This window comes from Streptomyces sp. NPDC046985 (assembly GCF_040644415.1).
Lineage (GTDB): Bacteria > Actinomycetota > Actinomycetes > Streptomycetales > Streptomycetaceae > Streptomyces.
The window spans coordinates 13838-36474 of the sequence record NZ_JBEYWK010000001.1 but is presented as its reverse complement, the minus strand read 5'-3'; the positions used below and the strand labels follow the sequence as shown (position 1 = coordinate 36474).

Below are 22637 nucleotides of genomic sequence, written 5' to 3'. Positions count from 1 at the left end.
GTGCGATGCAGGACGTCCCCTCTCTGGTGGCCCAGGCCAGGGACGGCAGGCCGCGGGCCGTGGCCCGGCTGATCTCCCTGGTGGAGGGGGCGTCCCCGCAGCTCAGGGAGGTCATGGCGGCGCTCGCGCCGCTCACCGGCAACGCCTACGTCGTCGGCCTGACCGGCTCGCCGGGCGTCGGCAAGTCCACCTCCACCACGGCGCTGGTGACGGCGTACCGCAAGCAGGGCAAGCGGGTCGGCGTGCTGGCGGTGGACCCGTCCTCGCCGTTCTCCGGCGGCGCGCTGCTCGGCGACCGCGTCCGCATGTCGGAGCACGCCTCCGACCCCGGCGTCTACATCCGCTCCATGGCCACGCGCGGCCACCTGGGCGGCCTCGCCTGGGCGGCCCCGCAGGCCATCCGGGTGCTGGACGCGGCGGGCTGCGACGTGGTCCTGGTGGAGACGGTCGGCGTCGGGCAGTCCGAGGTGGACATCGCCTCCCAGGCGGACACCTCGGTGGTGCTGCTCGCCCCCGGCATGGGCGACGGCATCCAGGCCGCCAAGGCGGGCATCCTGGAGATCGGCGACGTCTACGTGGTCAACAAGGCCGACCGGGACGGCGCGGACGCCACCGCCCGCGAGCTGCACCACATGCTGGGCCTGGGCGAGGCGCGGGGCGCCGGCGACTGGCGGCCGCCGATCGTGAAGACGGTGGCGGCCCGCGCCGAGGGCGTCGACGAGGTCGTGGAGGCGCTGGAGAAGCACCGGGCGTGGATGGAGGAGCGGGGCGTGCTCGCGGAGCGCCGCCGCGCCCGCGCGGCCCGCGAGGTGGAGACGATCGCCGTCACGGCGCTGCGCGAGCGCATCGGCGACCTGCACGGCGACCGCCGCCTCGGCGCGCTCGCGGAGCGCGTCGTGGCCGGCGAGGTCGACCCGTACCGCGCGGCGGACGAACTGGTCGCGGGCCTGACTAAGGGCTGAGCCCTCCGCACACGGACGCTCTCCCCGCACGGACGCCCTGAGCACACGGGACGGCGGCGGAGCCCTCAAGGGCTCCGCCGCCGTCCCGCGCTCGCCAGAGGCCCTAGACGCGCCCCCGCTGCCCCCGCAGGTGCTGGGCGACGGGCTTGAGGGCCTTGTCCAGCTCGGCCAGGGCCTCGGGGTCCAGCAGGTCGATGAAGTGCCGGCGCACGGACGCCACGTGCTGCGGGGAGACCTTCCGCATGGTCTCCATGCCCTGATCGGTCAGGACCGCGTACAGCCCCCGCCGGTCGGACTCGCAGTTCTCCCGGCGCACCAGGTTCGCGTTCTCCATGCGGGTGATCTGGTGCGAGAGCCGGCTCTTGGACTGGAGGGTGGCGGCGGCGAGGTCGCTCATCCGCATCCGCACGTCCTCCGACTCGGAGAGGTTCACCAGGATCTCGTAGTCGTTCATCGTCAGGCCGAACGGCTGGAGGTCCTTCTCGAGCTGGTACGTCAGCAGCCTGTTGACCTCCAGGTGGGTGCGCCAGGCGCACTGCTCGGCGTCGGTCAGCCAGTGCGTGGCCGTCTCGGTCTCCATGAATGAAGTCTACCTAAAATGTTGAAAATCTAACTTATGAGGGTGGAGTGACGGTGCGCACACGTTCGAAAACGTCACCCTCCGCAGACTACCGCTCACAGCCCGAAGCGACGCGGGAGGTCCCCTAGCTGTCCGGGAAGGCGCGGTGCGCCGGCCTGCCCCGCGGAGCCCGGCGCCCCGGGCGTCCCGGGCTCGTGCGGGACGGCTCCGACGGGCTGCTCGGGCCTCAGCGTCTCGGTCGACTGGAGCAGCACCGTGCCGACCCCCGCGAACTCGAACTGGTGCTCTTCTCCGGACGCCCCGCCGAGGCCCGTCAGCGCACGTAGACCGCCCAGCACGCCGGTCAGGTACCCGTGGTCGTAGTGGTGGCACGGAGAGGGGCAGTCCGCCCAGCCGACGAGGGCCTGCGGGTCCACCCGGAGCGGCGGTTCCATGAACACCACCGGACCGTTGGAGGCGGCCACGAACTTTCCGGTTCCGAGAAGGGTCAGGAAGCCCGGCACGATCGACTGCTTGAGGGCGAGACTTGGCTGAAAAGCGAGCAGGTTGCCCGAGCGAATGGTCAGGTTGCCGTCGTCCAGGTCGTAGGAGTCGACGTCGAAGGCCCGGTCGGCGAGCAGCATCTTGCCCGACCCCTCGGCCACCACCCAGTCGCCCGCGTGCAGTGGCGAATGGAAGGACGTGCGCACCAGCCGGTCGAGCCGCCCGTGCCCGAAGCCGTTGAACTCGATCGCCCCGTAGTAGGCGATCATCTTCCCCTTCTGGAGGAACCACTGGCTCGCCTGGAGGTCCACGCAGAAGGCGTACGGGTTCACGTTGTCGTCGACGGGCAGGGTCGCCGGGTCCCACACCACGGGTCCGGCGCCGGGGGTTCCGTACGCGCTCACAGCTTCTCCTCCGACGCCTGGACGTAGACCGTGCCGTTGCCGCTCAGTTCGAGCTGGAACGCCTCGCCGGAGCCCCGCCCCACCATCTCCCGCCAGCCCAGGGCGGCCGACAGCCTGTTGCGCACCTCGCCGTGGTGCGCGACGTACGCCTGCGGGTCCACGTGGACGGGCCGCTGCGGGGTGACGGGGACCTCGAAGACGCCCCCGTGCGCCATCACGGCCACCGCGCCGTCCCCTTGCAGCGTGGTGGTGAACAGGCCCTGCCCGGCGACCTGGCCGCGCACCATGCCCATGACGCCGCCCTGCGAGCCCAGGAACACCGTGCCCTGGCGCAGCCCGCCCTCGAAGGCGAGCAGCCGGTCCGCCTCCACGTACAGGGTGTCGCCGCTCAGGCGGATCACGTGCACATGGTGGCCGCCGTGCCCGAACAGCACGGTCCCGCTGCCCTCCACGCGCATCAGCGGCGCCGCCTCCCCGGCGACGCGCCGCCCGATCATGGACGTCCATCCGCCCTGGCCGCCCTGGACGTCGGGGGTGAAGGAGACCTCGCCCCGATAGGCCAGCATCGCCCCGCGCTGACTGAACAGCCGCTGCCCCGGCGCCACGGCCGCCTCGACGATCTTGGAGTTGATCTCCCGGAAGGCCATGTCAGAGGTCCCCCGCGATCGTGTTCCGCTCGCTCGGCTGCACGTACACCAGGCCGTCCCCCTCGAACCGGATCTGGAACGCCTCCCCGCCGCCCTCGCCCGCCAGGGTGCGGAAGGTCACGCCGGACTGGAAGGACTGCCGCACGTTCCCCTGGTGGGCGACGTACGCCCCCGGGTCGACGATCAGCGGGTGCTGCGGGGCGACCCGGAGGGCCACCGCCGGGCCGTCCGACGTGATCGCCGCCTGCCCGTGCCCCTCGACGGTGGTGGTGAACAGCCCGTTGCCCTGCGAGGCGCCGCGCAGCCCGGTGAAGGCCGTCCCCGTCCGCAGCCCCGCCTCCGCGGCCAGCGGGTTGCTCGACTCGACGTACAGCCGGTCGCCCTGCACCCGCACGAGGTTGATCTCCGCGGCGCGGTCGGCGAACCAGCAGGTCCCCTGGCCGCGCACCTCCATCACGGTCATCTGCTCGCCGGTGAGCCGCCGCGTCACCATCCCGCGCAGCCCCTCACCGCCGCCGGTCAGCTTCTTGAAGGCCATCTGCCCGTCGTACGCCACCATCGAGCCGTTCTTCGCCTTCACGGCGTCCCCGGTCAGGTCGACGGCGAGCACGCGGCTGCCTTGGAGTCGGAACATCGCCACGCTGCGAAGGTAGCGGCGCGCGGGGCGCGGTGGACAGAGGCCACGACGGACGGCTCCCGGGCGGCTGCATGCACCCTGGCGGGAGGCGCACCCCCTGCGGCCACGCGCACCCCGGCGGCCGCGCACCCCCTCCCGCGCGCCGCCCCGTCGGTTTGCCACAATGGGGCGACACCTTGTGCCCGCGTTCACAAACCCGGGCGCCCGCCCAGCGTCTCTCCTCTCGAAGGTGACCCGTGGACAACAAGACCGCCACCGCCCTCCGCCGCCTCCGCCTGGTCTCCGCCCCCGAGGCGGTGTCCTTCCTCCTGCTGCTCGTCTGCTCGGTGCTGAAGCGGACCACGGACTTCGACGCGGTGCCCGTGATGGGCTCGATCCACGGCGTCCTGTTCATCCTGTACGTGATCTTCTGGGCGGACGCCTGGAACCGCGCCAAGTGGTCGCTGAAGACGGCCGCGCTCTACTTCGTCCTCTCGGTCCTGCCCACCGGCGGCTTCTTCGCCGAGCGCAGGCTCAAGCGCGAGTCGGAGGACGCGGTGATCGCCTCTCGCGCCCGCCGCGAGGGGGTCGTGAACGCATGATCGTCGCTTTCTCGGTGACCCCGCTCGGCGTGGGGGAGGACGTGGGCGAGTACGTCGCCGACGCGGTCCGCGTGGTCCGCGCCTCCGGCCTGCCGCACCGCACCGACGCGATGTTCACCTCCGTCGAGGGCGAGTGGGACGAGGTCATGGACGTCGTCAAGCGCGCCGTGGCCGCGGTGGAGGCGCGCGCCCCCCGGGTCTCCCTGGTCCTCAAGGCGGACATCCGCCCCGGCGTGACGAACGGCCTCACCGCCAAGGTGGAGACGATCGAACGTCACTTGGCGGACTGACCGCCCGCCCCCTTGAGGCGTCCGGCCGGACCCCGCCCGGCCGGACGGCTGGACCCCGCCCGGCCGTCCGGCTGGACCCCGCCCGGCCGTCCGGCCGCGCAGCCCCGGACCGAAGGGCGAGACGAGGCTGACCGCGATATGACCGGCGGGTAGGGTCTGCTGACGTGCCCAAGCCCCTCAGCCTCCCGTTCGACCCCATCGCCCGCGCCGACCAGCTCTGGAAGCAGCGCTGGGGGAACGTGCCGTCGATGGCGGCGATCACCTCCATCATGCGCGCGCAGCAGATCCTGCTCGCCGAGGTCGACGCGGTGGTCAAGCCGTACGGGCTGACGTTCGCACGCTACGAGGCCCTGGTGCTGCTCACCTTCTCCCAGGCCGGCGAGCTGCCGATGTCCAAGATCGGGGAGCGGCTCATGGTGCATCCCACGTCGGTGACGAACACCGTGGACCGCCTGGTCAGGTCCGGTCTGGTGGACAAGCGTCCCAACCCCAAGGACGGCCGCGGCACCCTCGCCGTCATCACCGCCAAGGGCCGCGACGCGGTCGACGCGGCCACCCGCGACCTGATGGCGATGGACTTCGGCCTGGGCGCCTACGACGCCGAGGAGTGCGCGGAGATCTTCGCGATGCTGCGCCCGCTCCGGGTCGCGGCGCACGACTTCGGCGAGGACTGACGCGCGCCGGCCGCGCCTCCCGGCGGGCCCTCCGCCCCGCCCGCACCCCAGGCGAGATCTCCCGGAACGGGCGGTTACGCTCGACCCCATGAAGAAGAGCGTGCTGACCCGCTACCGCGTCATGGCCTACGTCACGGGCGTCCTGCTGGTCCTGCTGACCCTGGGCGTGATCGCCAAGTACGGCCTCCAGATGGACGGCGCCGCCAAGTTCACCACCGTCATCGGCATCGCGCACGGCTGGCTGTACGTCATTTACCTGGTCATGGCCTTCGACCTGGGCTCCAAGGCGAAGTGGCCGGTCGGCCGCCAGCTCTGGGTGCTGCTGGCGGGCACCATCCCCACCGCCGCGTTCTTCGTCGAGCGCAAGGTCACCCGCGAGCTGGAGAGCAGGATCGCGGACGGCGCCCCCGTGGCCGCCGAGGCGTAGAAGACCCCTCGTTCGGGTGAAATCGCGGTTCGCGAGCCGATCCGGACGAAAGGGTCCGGGGGCGGCCCGGGGAAGGCGACCGCTCACCTGACCGCCGTACGGACGCACGCGTACGGCGGCCGGGCGTCGACAGATACTAGGACGTCCTAGTACCTTCGAAGCATGGACGCTGACGCCATCGAGGAGGGCCGCCGCCGCTGGCAGGCCCGTTACGACGCCGCCCGCAAGCGCGACGCGGACTTCACCACGCTCTCCGGCGACCCCGTGGAGCCGGCGTACGGACCCCGTCCGGGGGACGCGTACGACGGCTTCGAGCGGATCGGCTGGCCCGGTGAGTACCCCTTCACCCGCGGCCTGTATCCGACCGGCTACCGGGGGCGTGCCTGGACCATCCGGCAGTTCGCCGGGTTCGGCAACGCGGAGCAGACCAACGAGCGCTACAAGATGATCCTGGCCGCGGGCGGCGGCGGCCTCTCGGTCGCCTTCGACATGCCCACCCTGATGGGCCGCGACTCGGACGACCCGCGCGCGCTGGGCGAGGTCGGCCACTGCGGGGTGGCGATCGACTCCGCGGCGGACATGGAGGTGCTGTTCCGGGACATCCCGCTCGGCGACGTCACCACGTCGATGACGATCAGCGGGCCCGCCGTCCCCGTCTTCTGCATGTACCTGGTGGCCGCCGAGCGGCAGGGCGTGGACCCCGCCGTCCTCAACGGCACGCTCCAGACGGACATCTTCAAGGAGTACATCGCCCAGAAGGAGTGGCTGTTCCAGCCGGAGCCGCACCTGCGCCTGATCGGCGACCTGATGGAGCACTGCGCCGCGCGCATCCCGGCGTACAAGCCGCTGTCGGTCTCCGGCTACCACATCCGCGAGGCCGGGGCCACGGCCGCGCAGGAGCTGGCGTACACCCTCGCGGACGGCTTCGGCTACGTCGAACTGGGGCTCAGCCGCGGCCTGGACGTGGACGTCTTCGCGCCCGGCCTGTCGTTCTTCTTCGACGCGCACGTCGACTTCTTCGAGGAGATCGCCAAGTTCCGCGCGGCCCGCCGCATCTGGGCCCGCTGGATGCGCGACGTCTACGGCGCGAGGTCCGACAAGGCGCAGTGGCTGCGCTTCCACACCCAGACCGCCGGCGTCTCGCTCACCGCGCAGCAGCCCTACAACAACGTGGTGCGCACGGCCGTGGAGGCGCTCGCGGCGGTGCTGGGCGGCACCAACTCCCTGCACACCAACGCCCTGGACGAGACGCTCGCGCTGCCCAGCGAGCAGGCCGCGGAGATCGCGCTGCGCACCCAGCAGGTGCTGATGGAGGAGACCGGCGTCGCCAATGTGGCCGACCCGCTGGGCGGTTCCTGGTACGTCGAGCAGCTCACGGACCGGATCGAGGCGGACGCGGAGAAGATCTTCGAGCAGATCAAGGAGCGGGGACTGCGCGCCCACCCCGAGGGCCGGCATCCGATCGGGCCGGTCACCTCGGGCATCCTGCGCGGCATCGAGGACGGCTGGTTCACCGGCGAGATCGCGGAGTCGGCGTTCCGGTACCAGCAGGCGCTGGAGAAGGGCGACAAGAAGGTCGTCGGCGTCAACGTCGCCACCGGATCGGTCACCGGGGACCTGGAGATCCTGCGGGTGAGCCACGAGGTGGAGCGCGAGCAGGTCCGGGAGCTGGGTGAGCGCCGGACTGGGCGGGACGACGCGGCCGTGCGCGCCGCCCTGGAGGCGATGCTGGGCGCCGCGCGGGACGGCTCGAACATGATCGAGCCGATGCTCGCGGCGGTGCGCGCCGAGGCGACGCTCGGCGAGATCTGCGGGGTGCTGCGGGACGAGTGGGGCGTCTACACGGAGCCCGCGGGCTTCTGAACGGGCGTCCGCCTCAGACGAACAGGCGTCCCGCCTCGGCGTCCTGTCGGCTCGTCGGCCTGAGCGGCGAGGCGAACTCGTCCAGCAGGGCGGCGAGGGGCCCGGCCGCCCGCAGCGGGGCCGGGCCCCGTCGAGCACGGTGAGGCGAGCGGGTGCGTACCCCTAGGGGGCCGAAGGGGCGCTGAGCGGCCCCTCACGCCCCCAAGGGGCCGGCCGCCGGGCTCACCGCCGTCAGGCCGCCCAGCAGGATCTGGGTGAAGCGGCGGACCCACTCCGCGTCGGCCGGCTCCGCGCTGACCAGGGTGCGGTGCACCACCGCGCCCGCGACGACGTCGAAGATCAGGTCGGCCGTGCGGGCGGCCTCGTCCGGCTCCGGCTCCGGGGGGAGTTCGCCGCGGGCCTGCGCGCGCCTGCGGCCCTCCAGAACCAGCCGTTTCTGGCGCTCCACGACGGAGCCGCGGATGCGTTCGCGCAGCGCGTCGTCGCGCGTGGACTCGGCGACCACCGCCATCAGACCGCTCTTGGCCTCCGGGCGGGCGAGGATCGCCGCGAACTGGAGCACGACGCCCTCGATGTCGGCGGCCAGGCTGCCCAGGTCGGGCAGGCGCAGCTCGTCGAAGAGTTCGGCCACCGCGTCGACCACCAGCTCGTTCTTGCCCGCCCAGCGGCGGTACAGGGTGGTCTTGGCGACCCCGGCGCGGGTGGCCACGTCCCCCAGGGTGAGCTTGGACCAGCCCAGCTCCACCAGGGCGGCCCGGGTGGCGGCCAGGATCGCGGCGTCCGCGGAGGCGTCGCGCGGGCGGCCGGCGCGGGCGGGCGGGGTGCGGCTCTGCATCCCCTGACCATAACCGGCCTCCGACCGGTGGTTCCCGTGCGCTCGTGAGGGAGATCACCGGAACGCGCTTTCCCGGCGGCGCCGTCTGCCATTACGCTACGGGTCGTAGCGAAAGCGTGGGCGCGAGCCCCTGCCGAGCGACGACCACACAGCGGTATCACGCAGCAACACCCGGCAGCGCCGCGCGACTTCCGCGTCGGCGGCGCCGGCGCCCGGTGGGGACCGGACGCCCGGCGCGGTCCGGCTTTCACGGCGGTTTTCACTCAGGCGCGCGGAACGGGGGAGGATAGACGCATGCAGCCACGGAACATGTCCATGAGCGGAGTCGTCGACCTCGCCGCGGTGAAGGCGGCCCAAGAGGCCAAGGCGAAGGCGGAGCAGACCCGCGCCCAAGCCGCCAGGGAGGGCGGGACGCACGCCGTCTCGCCGGCCGATCTCGTCATCGACGTCGACGAGGCCACGTTCGAGAGCGACGTCCTCCAGCGCTCCGCCGAGGTCCCGGTCGTCATCGACTTCTGGGCCGAGTGGTGCGAGCCCTGCAAGCAGTTGAGCCCCGTCCTGGAGCGGCTGGCCGTCGAGTACGGCGGCCGGTTCCTCCTCGCCAAGATCGACGTGGACGCCAACCAGCTCCTGATGCAGCAGTTCGGGGTCCAGGGCATCCCCGCCGTCTTCGCGGTGGTCGCCGGCCAGGCGCTGCCCCTGTTCCAGGGGGCGGCGGGCGAGGCGCAGATCCGGCAGACGCTGGACCAGCTCGTGCAGGTCGCCGAGGAGCGCTTCGGGCTGACCGGTCTGGCCGTCGACCCGGACGCCCCGCAGGCGGGCGCGGAGGCCCCCGCGGAGGCGCCGGCCGGCCCGTACGACGCCCTGCTGAACGCCGCCGCGCAGGCCCTGGACGCGGGCGACCTGGGCGGCGCGGTCCAGGCGTACAAGAACGTGCTGGCCGACGACCCGGCCCACCCCGAGGCCAAGCTGGGCCTCTCGCAGGCCGAACTGCTCCAGCGGGTGCAGGGGCTGGACGCGCAGGCGGTCCGCCGGGAGGCGGCCGAGAAGCCCGCCGACGCCGCCGCGCAGATCGCCGCCGCCGACCTGGACCTGGTGGGCGGTCATGTGGAGGACGCCTTCGGCCGGCTCATCGAAGCGGTGCAGCGCACGGCCGGGGAGGACCGGGACGCCGCGCGGCTGCGGCTGCTGGAGCTGTTCGAAGTCGTCGGGGCCGAGGACCCGCGGGTGGCGGCCGCGCGCCGGGCGCTCGCGCGGGCGCTGTTCTGAGCCGCGCCGGACGGGCCGGTTGACCAGTCGCTAAACGCCGGGACGCGTGACGCCCAGGCGAAATATCCGCTGACGAACCGTCACAGCGGCCGCGCTTTGCCAAAACTTGGTAATCGCGGCCGCTGTTACTGCGAGTAAGTCGGGGGCGTCGGTCTGCCCTGATCTGTCCAGTCGTCAACTGCTTTGCGCTGCCCCCTGCCGCCACCCAGTGTCGCCGTGCGGCGGCACTGCGTCGTCGTGTGGTTATCGCGCCGTTACTAGCGAGTAACGAACCCCCTTGTGCAGGCGGCGAGAATGCACCACGATCGGCCACGCTCGGTCCATTTCCCCACCCCGACATCCGGTCGGGGCACGGGATGCATGGGTCCCCACCGAGCAGGGGCGGCGGCAGTGGCGCCGGCCCTTGGGCAGGGGGGTCTTCGCCGTCCGGCGAAGCCTGTCCAGCAGGTTGTGCGTGATGCGTGTCAGGCGCGACCAGTGGTTGTCGCTCGGGGGTGATCGCCGGTGATTCGGGCGCGGTTCGCGCCGCCGACCGCGGGCGCTCTCCTTTCCGAGGACGTAGCACTTCTCCCATCCCTGCCCGGCTGAGCCGTCGATTCGGGGCGAGCCGAGGCCAGGAGATGTACGTCCGAGAAGGAGGAAATATGGAGTCCCAGGTGCGTGGCGGGACCAGATGGAAGCGGTTCGCCGTCGTCATGGTGCCCAGCGTGGCGGCCACGGCGGCGATCGGCGTGGCCCTGGCACAGGGTGCGCTCGCCGCGTCGTTCAGCGTCTCCGGGCAGTCGTTCAAGGTGTCGGCCGACAAGCTGACCGGCCAGGGCTTCGCCCAGTACGGGGCGCTTGACTCGGGTTACACCCTCGACGGCCAGAAGACGATCCACCCGGTCGCGGTGTCGTCGTTCAAGTCGGCGTCGATCAACAACATGTGCCAGTCCGTCGTCACGCCGAACATCCCGTTGCTGGGATCGGTCAGCCTGATGCTGCGGGCGGGCGGCGACAAGCCGGTGGAGGCGGACAACCTCTACATCGACGTCGCCGACCTCAACGCCGACGCCGTCTTCAACAACATCGACATCGGTGTTGCCGCCAAGGACGCCGCCAAGGGTCCCGGCATGAAGGGCAACGGCGAGATGGCCAACCCCTACGGGTTCGCCCAGCAGGCCGACTCGGCCACGCTGACCGACGTGAAGCAGACGGCGTGGGCGACCACCGCCGGAACCTTCAAGCTCAGCGGCCTGAAGATGTCGCTGGCGACGGGGGCCAAGGAGTGCTACTGAGCACTCGGTGACGGGCGGGGGAGCCGACGGCGCCCCCGCCCGTTCCGCCTTCACCCCCTTCTTCACACACCCCCCACACGCCTGAGCACCACCCACAGCAACGCCGCACCAGGGAGCTGTTTTCCATGAGCGCCGAGACTTCCGCCGGCCCTGGCCAGTTCGTCCGCCGGAGGCAGCAGTTCCGCGCCTGGCGGGGCACCCGGCCGTTCTGGGCCGGTCTGTTCGTCCTGCTCAGCGGCTTTCCGATCATGTACTTCCCGTACGCCCGCCTCCAGATCGGTCACCTGGCCCTGGCGATGGCGACCACCGCGGGAGCCGGATCACTGATCATCGGCGTGCTGCTCGTCGTCCTGGGCTTCAGCCTCTGGTTCCAGAAGCACGTGCGGGTCTTCGCGGGAGTCGCCGCGATCCTGCTGGCTCTGGTCTCCCTCCCCGTGTCCAACTTCGGCGGCTTCGTCATCGGCTTCCTGCTCGCGCTCATCGGCGGCGCGATGGCCGTGTCCTGGGCCCCGGGCGCGGAAGGCGCCGACGCGCCCGAGCGCGCCGAGGACGCCGAGGACGCCGGCCGGGACCAGAGCGCCGCCCCCGCGGCCGACGGGACGAGGGACGGGCTGGGCGAGACGAACGACCTTTCAGGAACGAGCCCGGCGAACGGGGCGAACGGGAGGCACAGTGCCGGCTGACGAGGTGACCCGCGGGACGGACCTGGAGGAGTCCCGCGTCAGATCCGGGCCGCGCCACGCGGGGCCCAGGAAGCCGCTGTTCACCAGGTTCCACATGCCGGCCGGCAAGGCGATAGCCAGCGTGGCGATGCCGACGGCCGTCCTCGTGGGCATGGGCTTCACGTCCTCCCTGGCCCTCGCGGACAACAACGGCTCGGCGCCGTCGCCCTCGCCGTCCAAGACGCTGACGGCCGACGAGTACAAGGACTGCGTGACGGCGCTGGGCGCCAAGGACGGCTCCTCGGCCTCGCCTTCGCCGTCGCCCTCCGCGAGCGCCACGAAGGGCGCCGAGAAGGCCACGGGCGACGCGGCCAAGGGCGCGCAGCACGACAGCGCCTCCAGCGACAGCGCCTCCAGCGACAGCGGCTCAGACGGCGACGGCGGCGCACACGGCGAGGGCGGCGAGGACGCCCCCGCGCCGCCCGCGGCCGGGACGCCGCAGAAGCCCTCGCAGCACCCCTCCGCTCCGGCGTCGGGCGCCGGCGGCAAGGGCGCGCCCACGCCGTCCGCCAGCACGCCGCCGTCCGGCGGCCAGACGTCCGAGCCGGCCCCCTCGGCGAGCCCGAGCGCGGGCGGCGGGCTGCTGGACACGCTCGGCGGCCGCCTCGGAGACATCCTGACCGGCGGCGCCTCGGGGTCGGCGGCCGGCTCGAAGGCGCAGCCGTCCTCGGCCGCGCCGTCCGCCTCGCCGTCGAAGAGCGGGTCCAAGGACGCCTCGCCGTCGGGGCGCCGGACCACGGACGCCTCACCGGGCGCCGGGTCCGCGGGCGCGGGCGCGTCCGGCCGGTCCGGCGGTTCGGCCGGGACCGGGGGCGCGGACGGGGCCGGGGGCGCGCTCAAGGACACCGTCGGGAAGGCGGCCGGCACGGTCGGCGGCGCGGTGAAGAACACCGCGGGCGCGGCGCGCAAGGCGGCCGGGGACGCGGCCAAGACGGCCGGGGACGCGACGAAGACGGCCGAAGACGCCGCCGGGGAGGCCACCGCCTCGCCGAGTCCGTCCGCGAGTCCCAGCACGGACCCCGAGGACTGCCCGAAGGCCACCGACGCCGAGGGCGGCGTCGACAACAAGGTGCCCCTGGCGGACGACCCGTGGTACCTGAACGCCAGCTCGCTGCTGCTGAAGGGCGCCGACTACAAGGGCGTCGTCGAGGTCAGGACCGCCGACGGCACCGTCAAGAAGGTGCTGAAGTACGTCATCTCCGGCGGCACCGACATCGGCGACCTGCACCAGGAGGTGCAGGACAAGCAGGCGGGCAAGACCTACCACGTGCAGGCGTCCGCGGGGTCGACGTCCACCATCCGCGGCGGCGACACGGTGATGTACACCGAGAGCATCTCCGGCAACCTGCTGGGTCTGATCCCGATCACGTTCAGCCCGGACAACCCGCCCCCGCTGAACATCCCGCTGATCTACTTCACCAAGGTGAAGGCGGTCCAGGCCGGCCAGTTCGGCGGCAATCTGCACGTGCCCGGGATGCACGTGTACACCACGACCGGCTGAACCCCGGCCCGGCCCCGTGCGCCGGGCCGGCGCCGATCGCACCGGGAGCCGCGCAGACCGAGGGCGCCCCCGCCGGACCGGCGGGGGCGCCCTCGTCTTCGCAGGAGAGGTCGCGGGACACGTCGCGGGAGACGTGCCGCGGCGTCAGTCAGTCGCGGTCGCCGCCGCCCAGGTGGTGGACCCGGACCATGTTCGTGGTGCCCGGCATCCCGGGCGGGGAGCCGGCCGTGATGACCACGACGTCGCCCTCGTTGAACAGCTTGAGCTTGATCAGCTCCTGGTCCACCAGGTCGACCATCGCGTCGGTGCTGTCGACGAGCGGCACGACGTAAGGCTCCACGCCCCAGCTCGCCGCGAGCTGGTTGCGGGTGGCCTCGTCCGGGGTGAAGGCGAGGATCGGCTGCGCCGCGCGGTAGCGGGAGAGCCGGCGGGCGGTGTCGCCGGACTGGGTGAAGGCCACCAGCGCCCTGCCGCCCAGGAAGTCGGCGATCTCGGCCGCCGCACGGGCCACCGAACCGCCCTGCGTGCGCGGCTTCTTGCCCGGCACCAGCGGCTGGAGGCCCCGGGAGAGCAGCTCCTCCTCGGCGGCGACGACGATCTTCGACATCGTCTTGACGGTCTCGATCGGGTACGCGCCCACGCTGGACTCGGCGGACAGCATCACCGCGTCGGCGCCGTCCAGGATCGCGTTGGCCACGTCGGACGCCTCGGCGCGGGTCGGACGCGAGTTGGTGATCATCGACTCCATCATCTGGGTCGCCACGATCACCGGCTTGGCGTTGCGCCGGCACAGCTCGATCAGGCGTTTCTGCACCATCGGGACCTTCTCGAGCGGGTACTCCACGGCCAGGTCGCCGCGGGCCACCATCACGCCGTCGAACGCCGCGACGACGTCCTCCATGTTCTCCACCGCCTGCGGCTTCTCCACCTTGGCGATGACCGGGACCCGGCGCCCCTCCTCGTCCATGACGCGGTGCACGTCGTCGACGTCCTTGGCGTCCCGCACGAAGGACAGCGCGACCAGGTCGCAGCCCATGCGCAGCGCGAAGCGCAGGTCGTCGACGTCCTTCTCGGACAGCGCGGGCACGTTCACCGCGGCGCCGGGCAGGTTGATGCCCTTGTGGTCGGAGACCACGCCGCCCTCGATGACGATCGTCTTCACCCGCGGGCCCTCGACGTCCAGGACCTTCAGCTCGACGTTGCCGTCGTTGATCAGGATCTGGTCGCCGCGCGAGACGTCGCCCGGCAGCCCCTTGTACGTGGTGCCGCAGATCTGCTTGTCGCCCGCGACGTCCTCGGTGGTGACGGTGAACTCGTCGCCCCGCTCCAGCTCCACCGGGCCCTCGGCGAAGGTCTCCAGCCGAATCTTCGGGCCCTGGAGGTCGGCGAGGACGGCGACGGCCCGGTGGGTCTCCTTGGAGGCCGCCCGGACGCGGTCGTAACGCCCTTGGTGCTCGGCGTGCGTGCCGTGGCTGAAGTTGAACCGGGCCACGTTCATGCCGGCCTCGATCAGTGCGACGAGCTGCTCGCGGGAGTCGACCGCGGGGCCCAGAGTACAGACGATTTTCGAACGGCGCATGGGGCGATCCTATCGGTTTGTTTCGCTGCGGAATATTCCGTCTGGCGGAAAATACAATTGGGCGGGTCCGCGCTCAGGCGAGTGCCGTCGCATTCAGTCGCCGAGGTCGCTGCGGCCGCCGCGATCGTCGTGTTCGCCGCGTTCGTCTTCTCCCACCAGAGCGTAGGTCTGCGTGGCGATCTCCCCTTCCTCGTCCGTCGGGATCACGGCCACCGCCACCCGCGCGCCCTCGGGAGAGATCAGCCGCGCGTGGTCGCCGCGCACCGCGTTGCGCGCGCCGTCCACCGCCAGGCCCAGCCCCTCCAGGCCCGCCACGGCCGCCTCGCGCACGAAGTCCGCGTTCTCCCCGACTCCGGCGGTGAAGACGACCGCGTCCACCGTGCCGAGTACCGCGTAGTAGGCGCCGATGTACTTCTTCAGCCGGTGGACGTAGACGTCGACGGCGAGCCGCGCCTGCTCGTCGCCCGCCTCGATCCGGCGCCGGATCTCCCGCATGTCGTTGTCGCCGCACAGGCCGAAGAGGCCGCTCCGCTTGTTCAGCAGAGTGTCGATCTCGTCCATGGACATTCCGCCGACGCGCCGCAAATGGAAGATGACGGCCGGGTCGAGATCACCGGAACGGGTGCCCATCACCAGTCCCTCCAGCGGGGTGAGCCCCATGGACGTGTCCACGCACCGCCCGCCCCGCACCGCCGAGGCGGACGCCCCGTTGCCCAGGTGCAGCACGATCACGTTGACGTCCTCGGGCGCCTTGCCCAGCAGCTCGGCGGCGGCCCGGGAGACGTAGGCGTGCGAGGTGCCGTGGAAGCCGTAGCGCCGCACCCGGTGGCGGTCAGCGATCTTCGTGTCGATCGCGTAGCGGGCCGCGGACTCCGGCATGGAGGTGTGGAAGGCGGTGTCGAAGACCGCGACCTGGGGCAGGTCGGGCCGCAGCGCCATGGCCGTGCGGATGCCGGTGAGGTTGGCCGGGTTGTGCAGCGGGGCCACCGGGATCAGCCGTTCGATCTCGGTGATCACGGCCTCGTCGACGACGGTCGGCTCGGTGAAGAACAGGCCGCCGTGCACGACCCGGTGCCCGATCGCGGCCAGCTCGGGGGAGTCCAGGCCCAGACCGTCCCGGGCCAGCTCCCCGGCGACGGCCTTGAGGGCGGCGTCGTGGTCGGCGATCGGGCCGTTCAGCTCGCGGGTCTGCCCGCAGGAGACGCGGGTGTGCTTCAGCCGGGAGGTCTGCTCGCCGATCCGCTCCACCATGCCGACCGCCAGCCGGCGCCCGTCGCGCATGTCGAGCAGTTGGTACTTCACCGACGAGGAGCCGGAGTTGAGGACGAGGACGCGGGTCGCGTTCACGGTGTTCCCTGAGCCTTCTTCCGTGCGGTCACCTGGCGGGGGTCTGGGCCTGGGCCTGGATCGCCGTGATGGCCACGGTGGTGACGATGTCCTGGACGAGCGCGCCCCGGGAGAGGTCGTTGACCGGCTTGCGCAGCCCCTGGAGGACCGGGCCGACCGCGACGGCGCCGGCCGAGCGCTGCACGGCCTTGTAGGTGTTGTTGCCGGTGTTCAGATCCGGGAAGATCAGCACGCTCGCCTGCCCCGCGACCTCCGAGTCCGGCAGCTTGGCGGCGGCCACCGACGGCTCGACCGCCGCGTCGTACTGGATCGGGCCCTCGACCGGCAGGTCCGGGCGGCGCCGTCGCACCAGCTCGGTGGCCTCGCGCACCTTGTCCACGTCGGCGCCCGACCCGGAGGCGCCGGTGGAGTACGACAGCATCGCGATCCGCGGCCGCACGCCGAACTGGGCGGCGGTGGCGGCCGACTGGACGGCGATGTCGGCGAGCTGCTCGGCGTCCGGGTCGGGGTTGACCGCGCAGTCGCCGTAGACGAGCACCTTGTCGGCCAGGCACATGAAGAACGCCGAGGAGACGATCGACGCCCCCGGCTCGGTCCTGATGATCTCGAAGGCGGGGCGGACAGTCGCGGCCGTGGAGTGCACCGCCCCCGACACCATGCCGTCGGCCAGCCCCTCCTGCACCATCAGCGTGCCGAAGTAGTTCACGTCGCGGACCACGTCGTAGGCCAGCTCCGCGGTCACGCCCTTGTGGGCGCGCAGGGCGGCGTACCGCTCGGCGAAGGAATCCCGCAGCGGAGACGCGGCCGGGTCGATGAGCTGCGAGTCTCCGAGGTCGATGCCGAGGTCGGCGGCCTTCTTGCGGACCGTGTCCACCGGGCCGAGCAGCGTCAGGTCGCACACGCCCCGGCGCAGCAGCACCTCCGCGGCGCGCAGCACGCGCTCCTCGGCGCCCTCCGGCAGGACCACCCGCCGCTTCTGGGAGCGGGCCCGTTCCAGCAGGGTGTGCTCGAACATCATCGGGGTGAGCCGGTCGCTGCTCGGCGCGGAGACGCGCTTGCTGAGGTCGGCGGTGTCGACGTGCCGCTCGAACAGGCCGAGCGCGGTCTCGGCCTTGCGCGGAGTGGCGGCGTTCAGCTTGCCCTCCAGGGTGAACAGCCGCTCGGCGGTGGGGAAGCTGCCGCCGGACACCGAGACGACCGGGGTGCCCGGGGCGAGCCGGGCGGCCAGGGTGAGGATCTCCTCGCCCGGCTCCTCGTCCAGGGTGAGCAGCACGCCGGCGATCGGCGGGGTGCCGGCGCTGTGCGCGGCGAGCGAGCCGAGCACCAGGTCGGCCCGGTCGCCGGGGGTGACGACCAGGCAGCCCGGGGTCAGGGCCTTGAGCAGGTTGGGCAGCATGGCCCCGCCGAAGACGAAGTCGAGCGCGTCCCGGGCCAGCCCCGAGTCGTCGCCGAGCAGCACCTTCCCGTCCAGGGTCTGGACGATCTGCGCGACCGTCGGCGCGGACAGCGCGGGTTCGTCGGGCACGACCCAGCAGGGCACGGGCAGCCGGCCCGCCAGCCGTCCGGCGACCGCGTCCCGGTCCTCCCGCGCCACCAGATTGGCGACCATGGCCAGCACGTCGCAGCCCAGGCCGTCGTAGGCGCGGTAGGCGTTGCGGGTCTCCGCGAGCACGGCCTCCGCGCTCTGCCTGCGGCCGCCCACGACGGGGATCACCGAGGCGCCGAACTCGTTGGCGAGCCGGGCGTTGAGGGACAGCTCGTCGGGGAGCTGGGCGCCGGCGAAGTCGGTGCCGAGGACGAGGACCACGTCGTAGTCGCGGGCCACGCGGTGGAAGCGCTCGACGAGGGCGGAGACCAGTTCGTCGGCGCCCTGCTCGGCCTGGAGCGCGGACGCCTCCCGGTAGTCCATGCCGTAGACGGTCGCCGGGTCCTGGGAGAGCCGGTAGCGGGCGCGCAGCAGTTCGAAGAGGCGGTCCGGGCCGTCGTGCACGAGCGGGCGGAAGACGCCCACCCGGTCGACCTGCCGGGTCAGCAGCTCCATGACTCCCAGCTCGACGATCTGGCGGCCGTCGCCGCGCTCGACGCCGGTCACGTACACGCTGCGGGTCACGCGGGCTCTCCGTTTCGTTGCGGGCGGTGGAGGCGGTCGTTCTGGTCCGGCGGGGTCCGGCTGGGTGCGGCGGGTTCGGCTGCGTCCGTCGGAGTCGGCCGCCTCTGACGCGTCCGGGACGCCCGGAGGGTCCGCGAGTCCGCGGGCGCGGCGCCGGGCGCGGCCTGGGCAGGCAGAAAAACGCCCGCTGAGCTGAGCGGAACCCTCTTGACGATACCCCCGCCGCTCTTCCCGACGCCCGCCAAGACGTGAGCGCCGACAGGGCGTGGAAGAATCGGGTGAGATCCCCGGTATCAACAGTGAGCAGGAGACACAGCGCGATGCGTATCGGAGTTCTCACGGCAGGCGGCGACTGTCCGGGACTGAACGCCGTGATCCGTTCGGTCGTGCACCGCGCGGTCACGATGTACGACGACGAGGTCATCGGCTTCGAGGACGGCTACGCCGGACTGCTCGACGGGCGCTACCGCGCCCTCGACCTGAACGCCGTCAGCGGCATCCTCGCCCGCGGCGGCACCATCCTCGGCTCCTCCCGGCTGGAGCGCGACCGGCTCCGGGAGGCGTGCGAGAACGCCTCCGACATGATCCACCAGTTCGGCATCGACGCGCTCATCCCGATCGGCGGCGAGGGCACGCTGACCGCGGCGCACATGCTGTCGGAGGCCGGCCTGCCCGTGGTGGGCGTGCCCAAGACCATCGACAACGACATCTCGGCCACCGACCGCACCTTCGGCTTCGACACGGCGGTCGGCGTGGCCACCGAGGCGATGGACCGGCTGAAGACCACCGCCGAGTCGCACCAGCGCGTGATGGTGGTCGAGGTCATGGGCCGGCACGCGGGCTGGATCGCCCTGGACTCCGGCATGGCGGCCGGCGCCCACGGCATCTGCCTGCCCGAGCGCCCCTTCGACCCGGCGGACCTGGTCAAGATGGTCGAGGAGCGCTTCGCCCGCGGCAAGAAGTTCGCGGTGATCTGCGTCGCCGAGGGCGCCCACCCGATGGACGGCACCATGGACTACGGCAAGGGCGAGATCGACCTCTACGGCCACGAGCGCTTCCAGGGCATCGGCACGGCGCTGGCGTTCGAGCTGGAGCGGCGGCTCGGCAAGGAGGCCAAGCCGGTCATCCTCGGCCACGTCCAGCGCGGCGGCGTGCCCACGGCCTACGACCGCGTGCTCGCCACCCGGTTCGGCTGGCACGCGGTGGAGGCCGCGCACCGCGGCCGGTTCGGCCGCATGACCGCGCTGCGCGGCACGGAGATCCGGATGGTCCGGCTCGCCGAGGCCGTCGCCGAGCTGAAGACGGTGCCTGAGCACCGCATGGACGAGGCGGAGTCCGTCTTTTAGGGAGGGTGCGGCGCGACTTCTCCCAGGGAAGGTGCGGCGCCGCTTCCGGGAGAGGTCCGGCGCCCTCCGGGGCGGGGGCGGTTCTGGTCCGGGTCGGGGCGCCGTCCGGGCCGGGACGTCCGTCGTGCGGTGCGGGAGAGGTCCCTTACGTCGGCGGGAGCGACGACGGGATGAGCTGGCCGCCCGTTTCCGGCGCCGGCAGCCACCGGTACACCAGCTCCGGTCTGCCGACCTGGCCGTACAGCGGGTGCCGGGCGGCGCGGCCGGTGTGGACCAGGTGCTCCAGGTAGCGGCGGGCGGTGATCCGGGAGACGCCTGCCGCCTCGGCGAGTCCGGCCGCGGTCAGGCCCTCGTCCGCCGCGCGCAGCGCGCTCGTGACCCGTAGCAGGGTCGGCTCGCTCAGGCCCTTGGGCAGGGCGGCCGGTCCCGGTGCGTGCAGCGCCGCCAGCGCCCGGTCCACCTCCTCCTGGCAGCCGGCCTCACCGGCCGCCGCGTGGAACGCGGCGTAGCGGACCAGGCGGTCCCGCAGAGCGGCGAAGGCGAACGGCTTCAGCACGTACTGGACCACGCCGAGCGAGACTCCCTCGCGCACCACCGCCAGGTCCCGTGCGGAGGTCACCGCGATCACGTCCGCCCGGTGCCCGGCGGCCCGCAGGGCACGGGCGAGTTGCAGGCCGTGCACGTCCGGCAGACAGAGATCGAGCAGCAGCAGGTCCACGGGGGTGCGCTCCAGCGCCCGCCGCGCCTCGGCGCCCGTGTGCGCCGCCCCGACGGCGACGAAGCCCGGCACCCGGCCCACGTAGCTCACATGCGCGTCCGCCGCGACGGGATCGTCCTCGACCACGAGAACACGGATGGGAGCGCCGACCGGCCCACCGCCCACGCGCCCGGTCGGGGCGCGGTCGTGCCCATACGGGTTGCCGTCCGCGCGCTCGGTCGGGGCGCCGTCGTGCCTGTCCGGCCTGTCGTCCGCGCGGCCGGTCGCGGCGCGGTCGTGCCCGTGCGGCCCGTCGCCCGCTTGCCCGGTGGGGGCTCGGTCGTGCCCGTGCGGCCTGTCGTCCGCGCGGCCGGTCGCAGCGCCGCCATGTCCGGCCGGTCCGCCGTCCGCCACGCCGATCGCAGCGCGGCCGCGTCCGTTCGGTCCGTCGGTCCAGGTGCCGTCGTGTCCGCCGTCCGCGGGGCTGGTGACAATACGACCGGCCGACCCGTGCTCCGTCACGCCGTGCCTCCCGGTAGGCCGCCTGTGCTCCCCGGCAGACCGCCCACGCCTCCCGGCGGGCCGCTCGCGCTCCCCGGCGGGCCGTCCGCGCTCCTCGGCAGGTCGTCCTCACCTCTCGGCGAGCCGCTCGCCGTCGTGGATTCGTCGGCGAGGTGGGCTGGCCGTCCGGCGGCGGGCTCCGGCTCGGGGGCGGGTTCCGCCGTTGGGGCGGGGTGGGGCGCGGACCGGTGCGGGCCGGTCGCGGTCGGCAGCCGGGCCTCGAACACCGCGCCGCCGCCCTCCGCGCGGGCCACCGTCAGCGTCCCGCGGCGCCGCAGCACCGCCTGCCGGGCGAGCGCCAGCCCGAGTCCCCGGCCGCCGGGACCGGTCGGCTTGGTGGAGAAGCCGTCGCGGAAGACCAGGTCGGCGTGGGCCGGGTCGACGCCGGGCCCGGTGTCGGCCACCCGCAGCACCAGTGCGGCGCCGGGGCCGGCGCCCTCCGTCTCCACCGTCACCGTCACCCGCGCAGGCGTGCCGCCCTGGGCCGCGTCCACCGCGTTGTCGACCAGGTTGCCGAGGATCGTCACCAGATCCCGCGCTTCAAGCGCCGTGGGCAGCAGCCCGTCGTCCAGGCCGCCGCTCTCGCCGTCCACCAGCAGCTCCACGCCCCGTTCCGCGGCCTGCGCCGTCTTGCCCAGCAGCAGCGCGGCGAGCACCGGTTCGCGCACCGCCGCCACCACCTGGTCGGTCAGCGCCTGGGCCAGCTCCAGTTCCGCCGTGGCGAACGCGACCGCCTCCTCGGCCAGGCCCAGCTCGATCAGCGACACCACCGTGTGCAGCCGGTTGGCCGCCTCGTGCGCCTGCGAGCGCAGCGCCCGGGTGAAACCGCGCTCGAAGTCCAGCTCCCCTGTCAGCTCCTGGAGCTCGGTGACGTCCCGCAGGGTGGCCACGGCGCCCCGGCGCTCGCCGCCGGAGACCGGCGAGGTGTTCACCACCAGGACGCGCGAGTCCGTCAGGTGCACCTCGTCCACCCGGGGCTCCGGGGCCAGCAGCGCGTCCGTCAGCGGCGACGGCAGCCCCAGGTCCGCGACCGGCCTGCCCACCGGATCGCCCCCGGCGTCCGCCGCGCCGAGGCGCAGCAGCTCCCGGGCGCCGTCGTTGATCAGCGCCACCCGGCCGTGCGCGTCCAGCATCAGCAGCCCCTCGCGCACCGCGTGCAGCGCGGCCTGGTGGTAGGCGTGCATCCGGCCCAGCTCGGCGGCGTTCATCCCGTGCGTGTGCCGACGCAGCCGGGCGCCCACCGCGTACGCGGCCAGCGCGCCGAGCGCGAGGATGCAGGCCGCGACCGCGGACAGCGCGACGACCTGCTCCCGGACCCGCTCGCTGATGGCCTCGACCCGGATGCCCGCGCTGACCAGGCCGACGACGCGGCCGCTGTCCTCGACGGGCGTGACCGCGCGGACGGACGGCCCGAGGGTGCCGGTGTAGGTCTCGGTCAGGGTCTGGCCGTGCTGGGCGCGGGAGATGGACCCGAGGAAGCGCCGGCCGATCTGGCGCGGGTCGGGATGGGTCCAGCGGACGCCGTCGGGGGTCATGATCGTCACGAAGTCGACCCCGGTGTCCCGCTGCACGGTCAGCGCGTACGGCTGGAGCCGCGCCGTGGGGTCCGCGCCGCGGATCGCGGAGCGCACCGAGGGGGAGTCGGCGACCGAGCGGGCCACCGCGGCGGCCTGCCGCCGGGCCGCGTCCTCGGCCTGGCGGCGCTCGCCGACGCCCGCGTACAGCGCGGACCCGGCCACGACGAGGGCCAGCAGCACGGCCTGCGCGGCGAAGAGCTGGCCCGCCAGACTGCGCGGTCTCGGAAGGGCGGGTAGGCGCATGGCGTCAGTGTGCCTCCCCGTTCCG

The 22637-nt window shown here is 73.0% G+C and carries 21 protein-coding genes; 11 read left to right on the top strand and 10 right to left on the bottom strand.

The window, feature by feature from the left end; genetic code table 11:
* Window positions 1–5 precede the first annotated feature (5 nt).
* Window positions 6–962: a methylmalonyl Co-A mutase-associated GTPase MeaB gene (meaB, locus tag ABZ861_RS00155; protein ID WP_361621083.1), complete on the top strand. Its 957-nt coding sequence runs from the start codon at window positions 6–8 to the stop codon at window positions 960–962.
* 103 nt (window positions 963–1065) lie between these two features.
* Here the strand turns inward: meaB and ABZ861_RS00150 are convergent, their stop codons facing one another.
* The 4 genes from ABZ861_RS00150 to ABZ861_RS00135 all read right to left on the bottom strand — a co-directional run bounded on the left by ABZ861_RS00150 (window position 1066) and on the right by ABZ861_RS00135 (window position 3710).
* Window positions 1066–1542 (bottom strand): MarR family transcriptional regulator, encoded by a 477-nt coding sequence (locus tag ABZ861_RS00150; protein ID WP_361621080.1) that lies wholly within the window; start codon window positions 1540–1542, stop codon window positions 1066–1068.
* A gap of 95 nt (window positions 1543–1637) precedes the next feature.
* Window positions 1638–2429, bottom strand: a complete 792-nt coding sequence (locus ABZ861_RS00145) for an AIM24 family protein (protein WP_361621077.1) — start codon at window positions 2427–2429, stop codon at window positions 1638–1640.
* Window positions 2426–3076 (bottom strand): AIM24 family protein, encoded by a 651-nt coding sequence (locus ABZ861_RS00140; protein ID WP_361621074.1) that lies wholly within the window; start codon window positions 3074–3076, stop codon window positions 2426–2428. Before ABZ861_RS00140 ends, ABZ861_RS00145 begins: the two co-directional genes overlap by 4 nt.
* Before the next feature lies 1 nt (window position 3077).
* Window positions 3078–3710: an AIM24 family protein gene (locus ABZ861_RS00135; RefSeq protein WP_361622381.1), complete on the bottom strand. Its 633-nt coding sequence runs from the start codon at window positions 3708–3710 to the stop codon at window positions 3078–3080.
* Between the two features lie 239 nt (window positions 3711–3949).
* On the opposite strand from ABZ861_RS00135, the gene ABZ861_RS00130 reads away from it, so the two are divergent.
* The 5 genes from ABZ861_RS00130 (at window position 3950) to ABZ861_RS00110 (ending at window position 7548) form a co-directional block, all read left to right on the top strand.
* A complete protein-coding gene (locus ABZ861_RS00130) occupies window positions 3950–4294 on the top strand; it encodes a DUF3817 domain-containing protein (protein WP_361621071.1) in 345 nt (114 codons plus the stop codon).
* A complete protein-coding gene (locus ABZ861_RS00125) occupies window positions 4291–4584 on the top strand; it encodes an MTH1187 family thiamine-binding protein (protein WP_361621068.1) in 294 nt (97 codons plus the stop codon). The genes ABZ861_RS00130 and ABZ861_RS00125 overlap by 4 nt, the downstream gene beginning before the upstream one ends.
* A 164-nt stretch (window positions 4585–4748) precedes the next feature.
* Window positions 4749–5258, top strand: a complete 510-nt coding sequence (locus ABZ861_RS00120; RefSeq protein WP_361621065.1) for a MarR family transcriptional regulator — start codon at window positions 4749–4751, stop codon at window positions 5256–5258.
* An 88-nt stretch (window positions 5259–5346) separates the two neighbouring features.
* Window positions 5347–5685, top strand: a complete 339-nt coding sequence (locus ABZ861_RS00115; RefSeq protein WP_361621062.1) for a DUF3817 domain-containing protein — start codon at window positions 5347–5349, stop codon at window positions 5683–5685.
* Window positions 5686–5847: 162 nt separating this feature from the next.
* Window positions 5848–7548 carry a methylmalonyl-CoA mutase family protein gene (locus tag ABZ861_RS00110; protein ID WP_361621059.1) on the top strand — a complete coding sequence of 567 codons (1701 nt, stop codon included), beginning with the start codon at window positions 5848–5850 and terminating at the stop codon, window positions 7546–7548.
* 193 nt (window positions 7549–7741) lie between these two features.
* Here the strand turns inward: ABZ861_RS00110 and ABZ861_RS00105 are convergent, their stop codons facing one another.
* The gene (locus tag ABZ861_RS00105; RefSeq protein ID WP_361621056.1) at window positions 7742–8383 is read right to left on the bottom strand and encodes a TetR/AcrR family transcriptional regulator; all 642 of its coding nucleotides are present in this window, start codon (window positions 8381–8383) and stop codon (window positions 7742–7744) included.
* A gap of 294 nt (window positions 8384–8677) precedes the next feature.
* Between ABZ861_RS00105 and ABZ861_RS00100 the strand changes: the two genes are divergently transcribed.
* The 4 genes from ABZ861_RS00100 (at window position 8678) to ABZ861_RS00085 (ending at window position 13152) form a co-directional block, all read left to right on the top strand.
* On the top strand, window positions 8678–9652 hold the full coding sequence (locus ABZ861_RS00100; protein WP_361621053.1) for a tetratricopeptide repeat protein: 975 nt from the start codon (window positions 8678–8680) through the stop codon (window positions 9650–9652).
* Window positions 9653–10296: 644 nt separating this feature from the next.
* Complete coding sequence (locus tag ABZ861_RS00095; protein ID WP_361621051.1) at window positions 10297–10929, top strand: DUF6230 family protein; 633 nt, start codon at window positions 10297–10299, stop codon at window positions 10927–10929.
* 125 nt (window positions 10930–11054) lie between these two features.
* The gene (locus ABZ861_RS00090; RefSeq protein WP_361621049.1) at window positions 11055–11612 is read left to right on the top strand and encodes a DUF6114 domain-containing protein; all 558 of its coding nucleotides are present in this window, start codon (window positions 11055–11057) and stop codon (window positions 11610–11612) included.
* On the top strand, window positions 11602–13152 hold the full coding sequence (locus ABZ861_RS00085) for a hypothetical protein (RefSeq protein ID WP_361621047.1): 1551 nt from the start codon (window positions 11602–11604) through the stop codon (window positions 13150–13152). The genes ABZ861_RS00090 and ABZ861_RS00085 overlap by 11 nt, the downstream gene beginning before the upstream one ends.
* 148 nt (window positions 13153–13300) lie before the next feature.
* Here the strand turns inward: ABZ861_RS00085 and pyk are convergent, their stop codons facing one another.
* From pyk to pta, 3 genes are all read right to left on the bottom strand, one after another.
* Window positions 13301–14731, bottom strand: coding sequence for a pyruvate kinase (gene pyk / locus ABZ861_RS00080; RefSeq protein ID WP_361621045.1), 1431 nt, complete (start codon window positions 14729–14731; stop codon window positions 13301–13303).
* A gap of 93 nt (window positions 14732–14824) precedes the next feature.
* Entirely contained in the window at window positions 14825–16078 is a 1254-nt protein-coding gene (locus tag ABZ861_RS00075; RefSeq protein ID WP_361621043.1) for an acetate kinase, read from the bottom strand.
* A gap of 28 nt (window positions 16079–16106) precedes the next feature.
* Entirely contained in the window at window positions 16107–18188 is a 2082-nt protein-coding gene (gene pta, locus ABZ861_RS00070; RefSeq protein ID WP_361621041.1) for a phosphate acetyltransferase, read from the bottom strand.
* 320 nt (window positions 18189–18508) lie between these two features.
* Between pta and ABZ861_RS00065 the strand changes: the two genes are divergently transcribed.
* The gene (locus ABZ861_RS00065; protein WP_361621039.1) at window positions 18509–19534 is read left to right on the top strand and encodes an ATP-dependent 6-phosphofructokinase; all 1026 of its coding nucleotides are present in this window, start codon (window positions 18509–18511) and stop codon (window positions 19532–19534) included.
* Between the two features lie 145 nt (window positions 19535–19679).
* Here ABZ861_RS00065 and ABZ861_RS00060 read toward each other — a convergent pair whose 3' ends face one another.
* Window positions 19680–20417, bottom strand: coding sequence for a response regulator (locus ABZ861_RS00060; protein WP_361622378.1), 738 nt, complete (start codon window positions 20415–20417; stop codon window positions 19680–19682).
* A 332-nt stretch (window positions 20418–20749) separates the two neighbouring features.
* Window positions 20750–22612, bottom strand: a complete 1863-nt coding sequence (locus ABZ861_RS00055; protein ID WP_361621037.1) for a sensor histidine kinase — start codon at window positions 22610–22612, stop codon at window positions 20750–20752.
* Window positions 22613–22637: the final 25 nt, after the last annotated feature.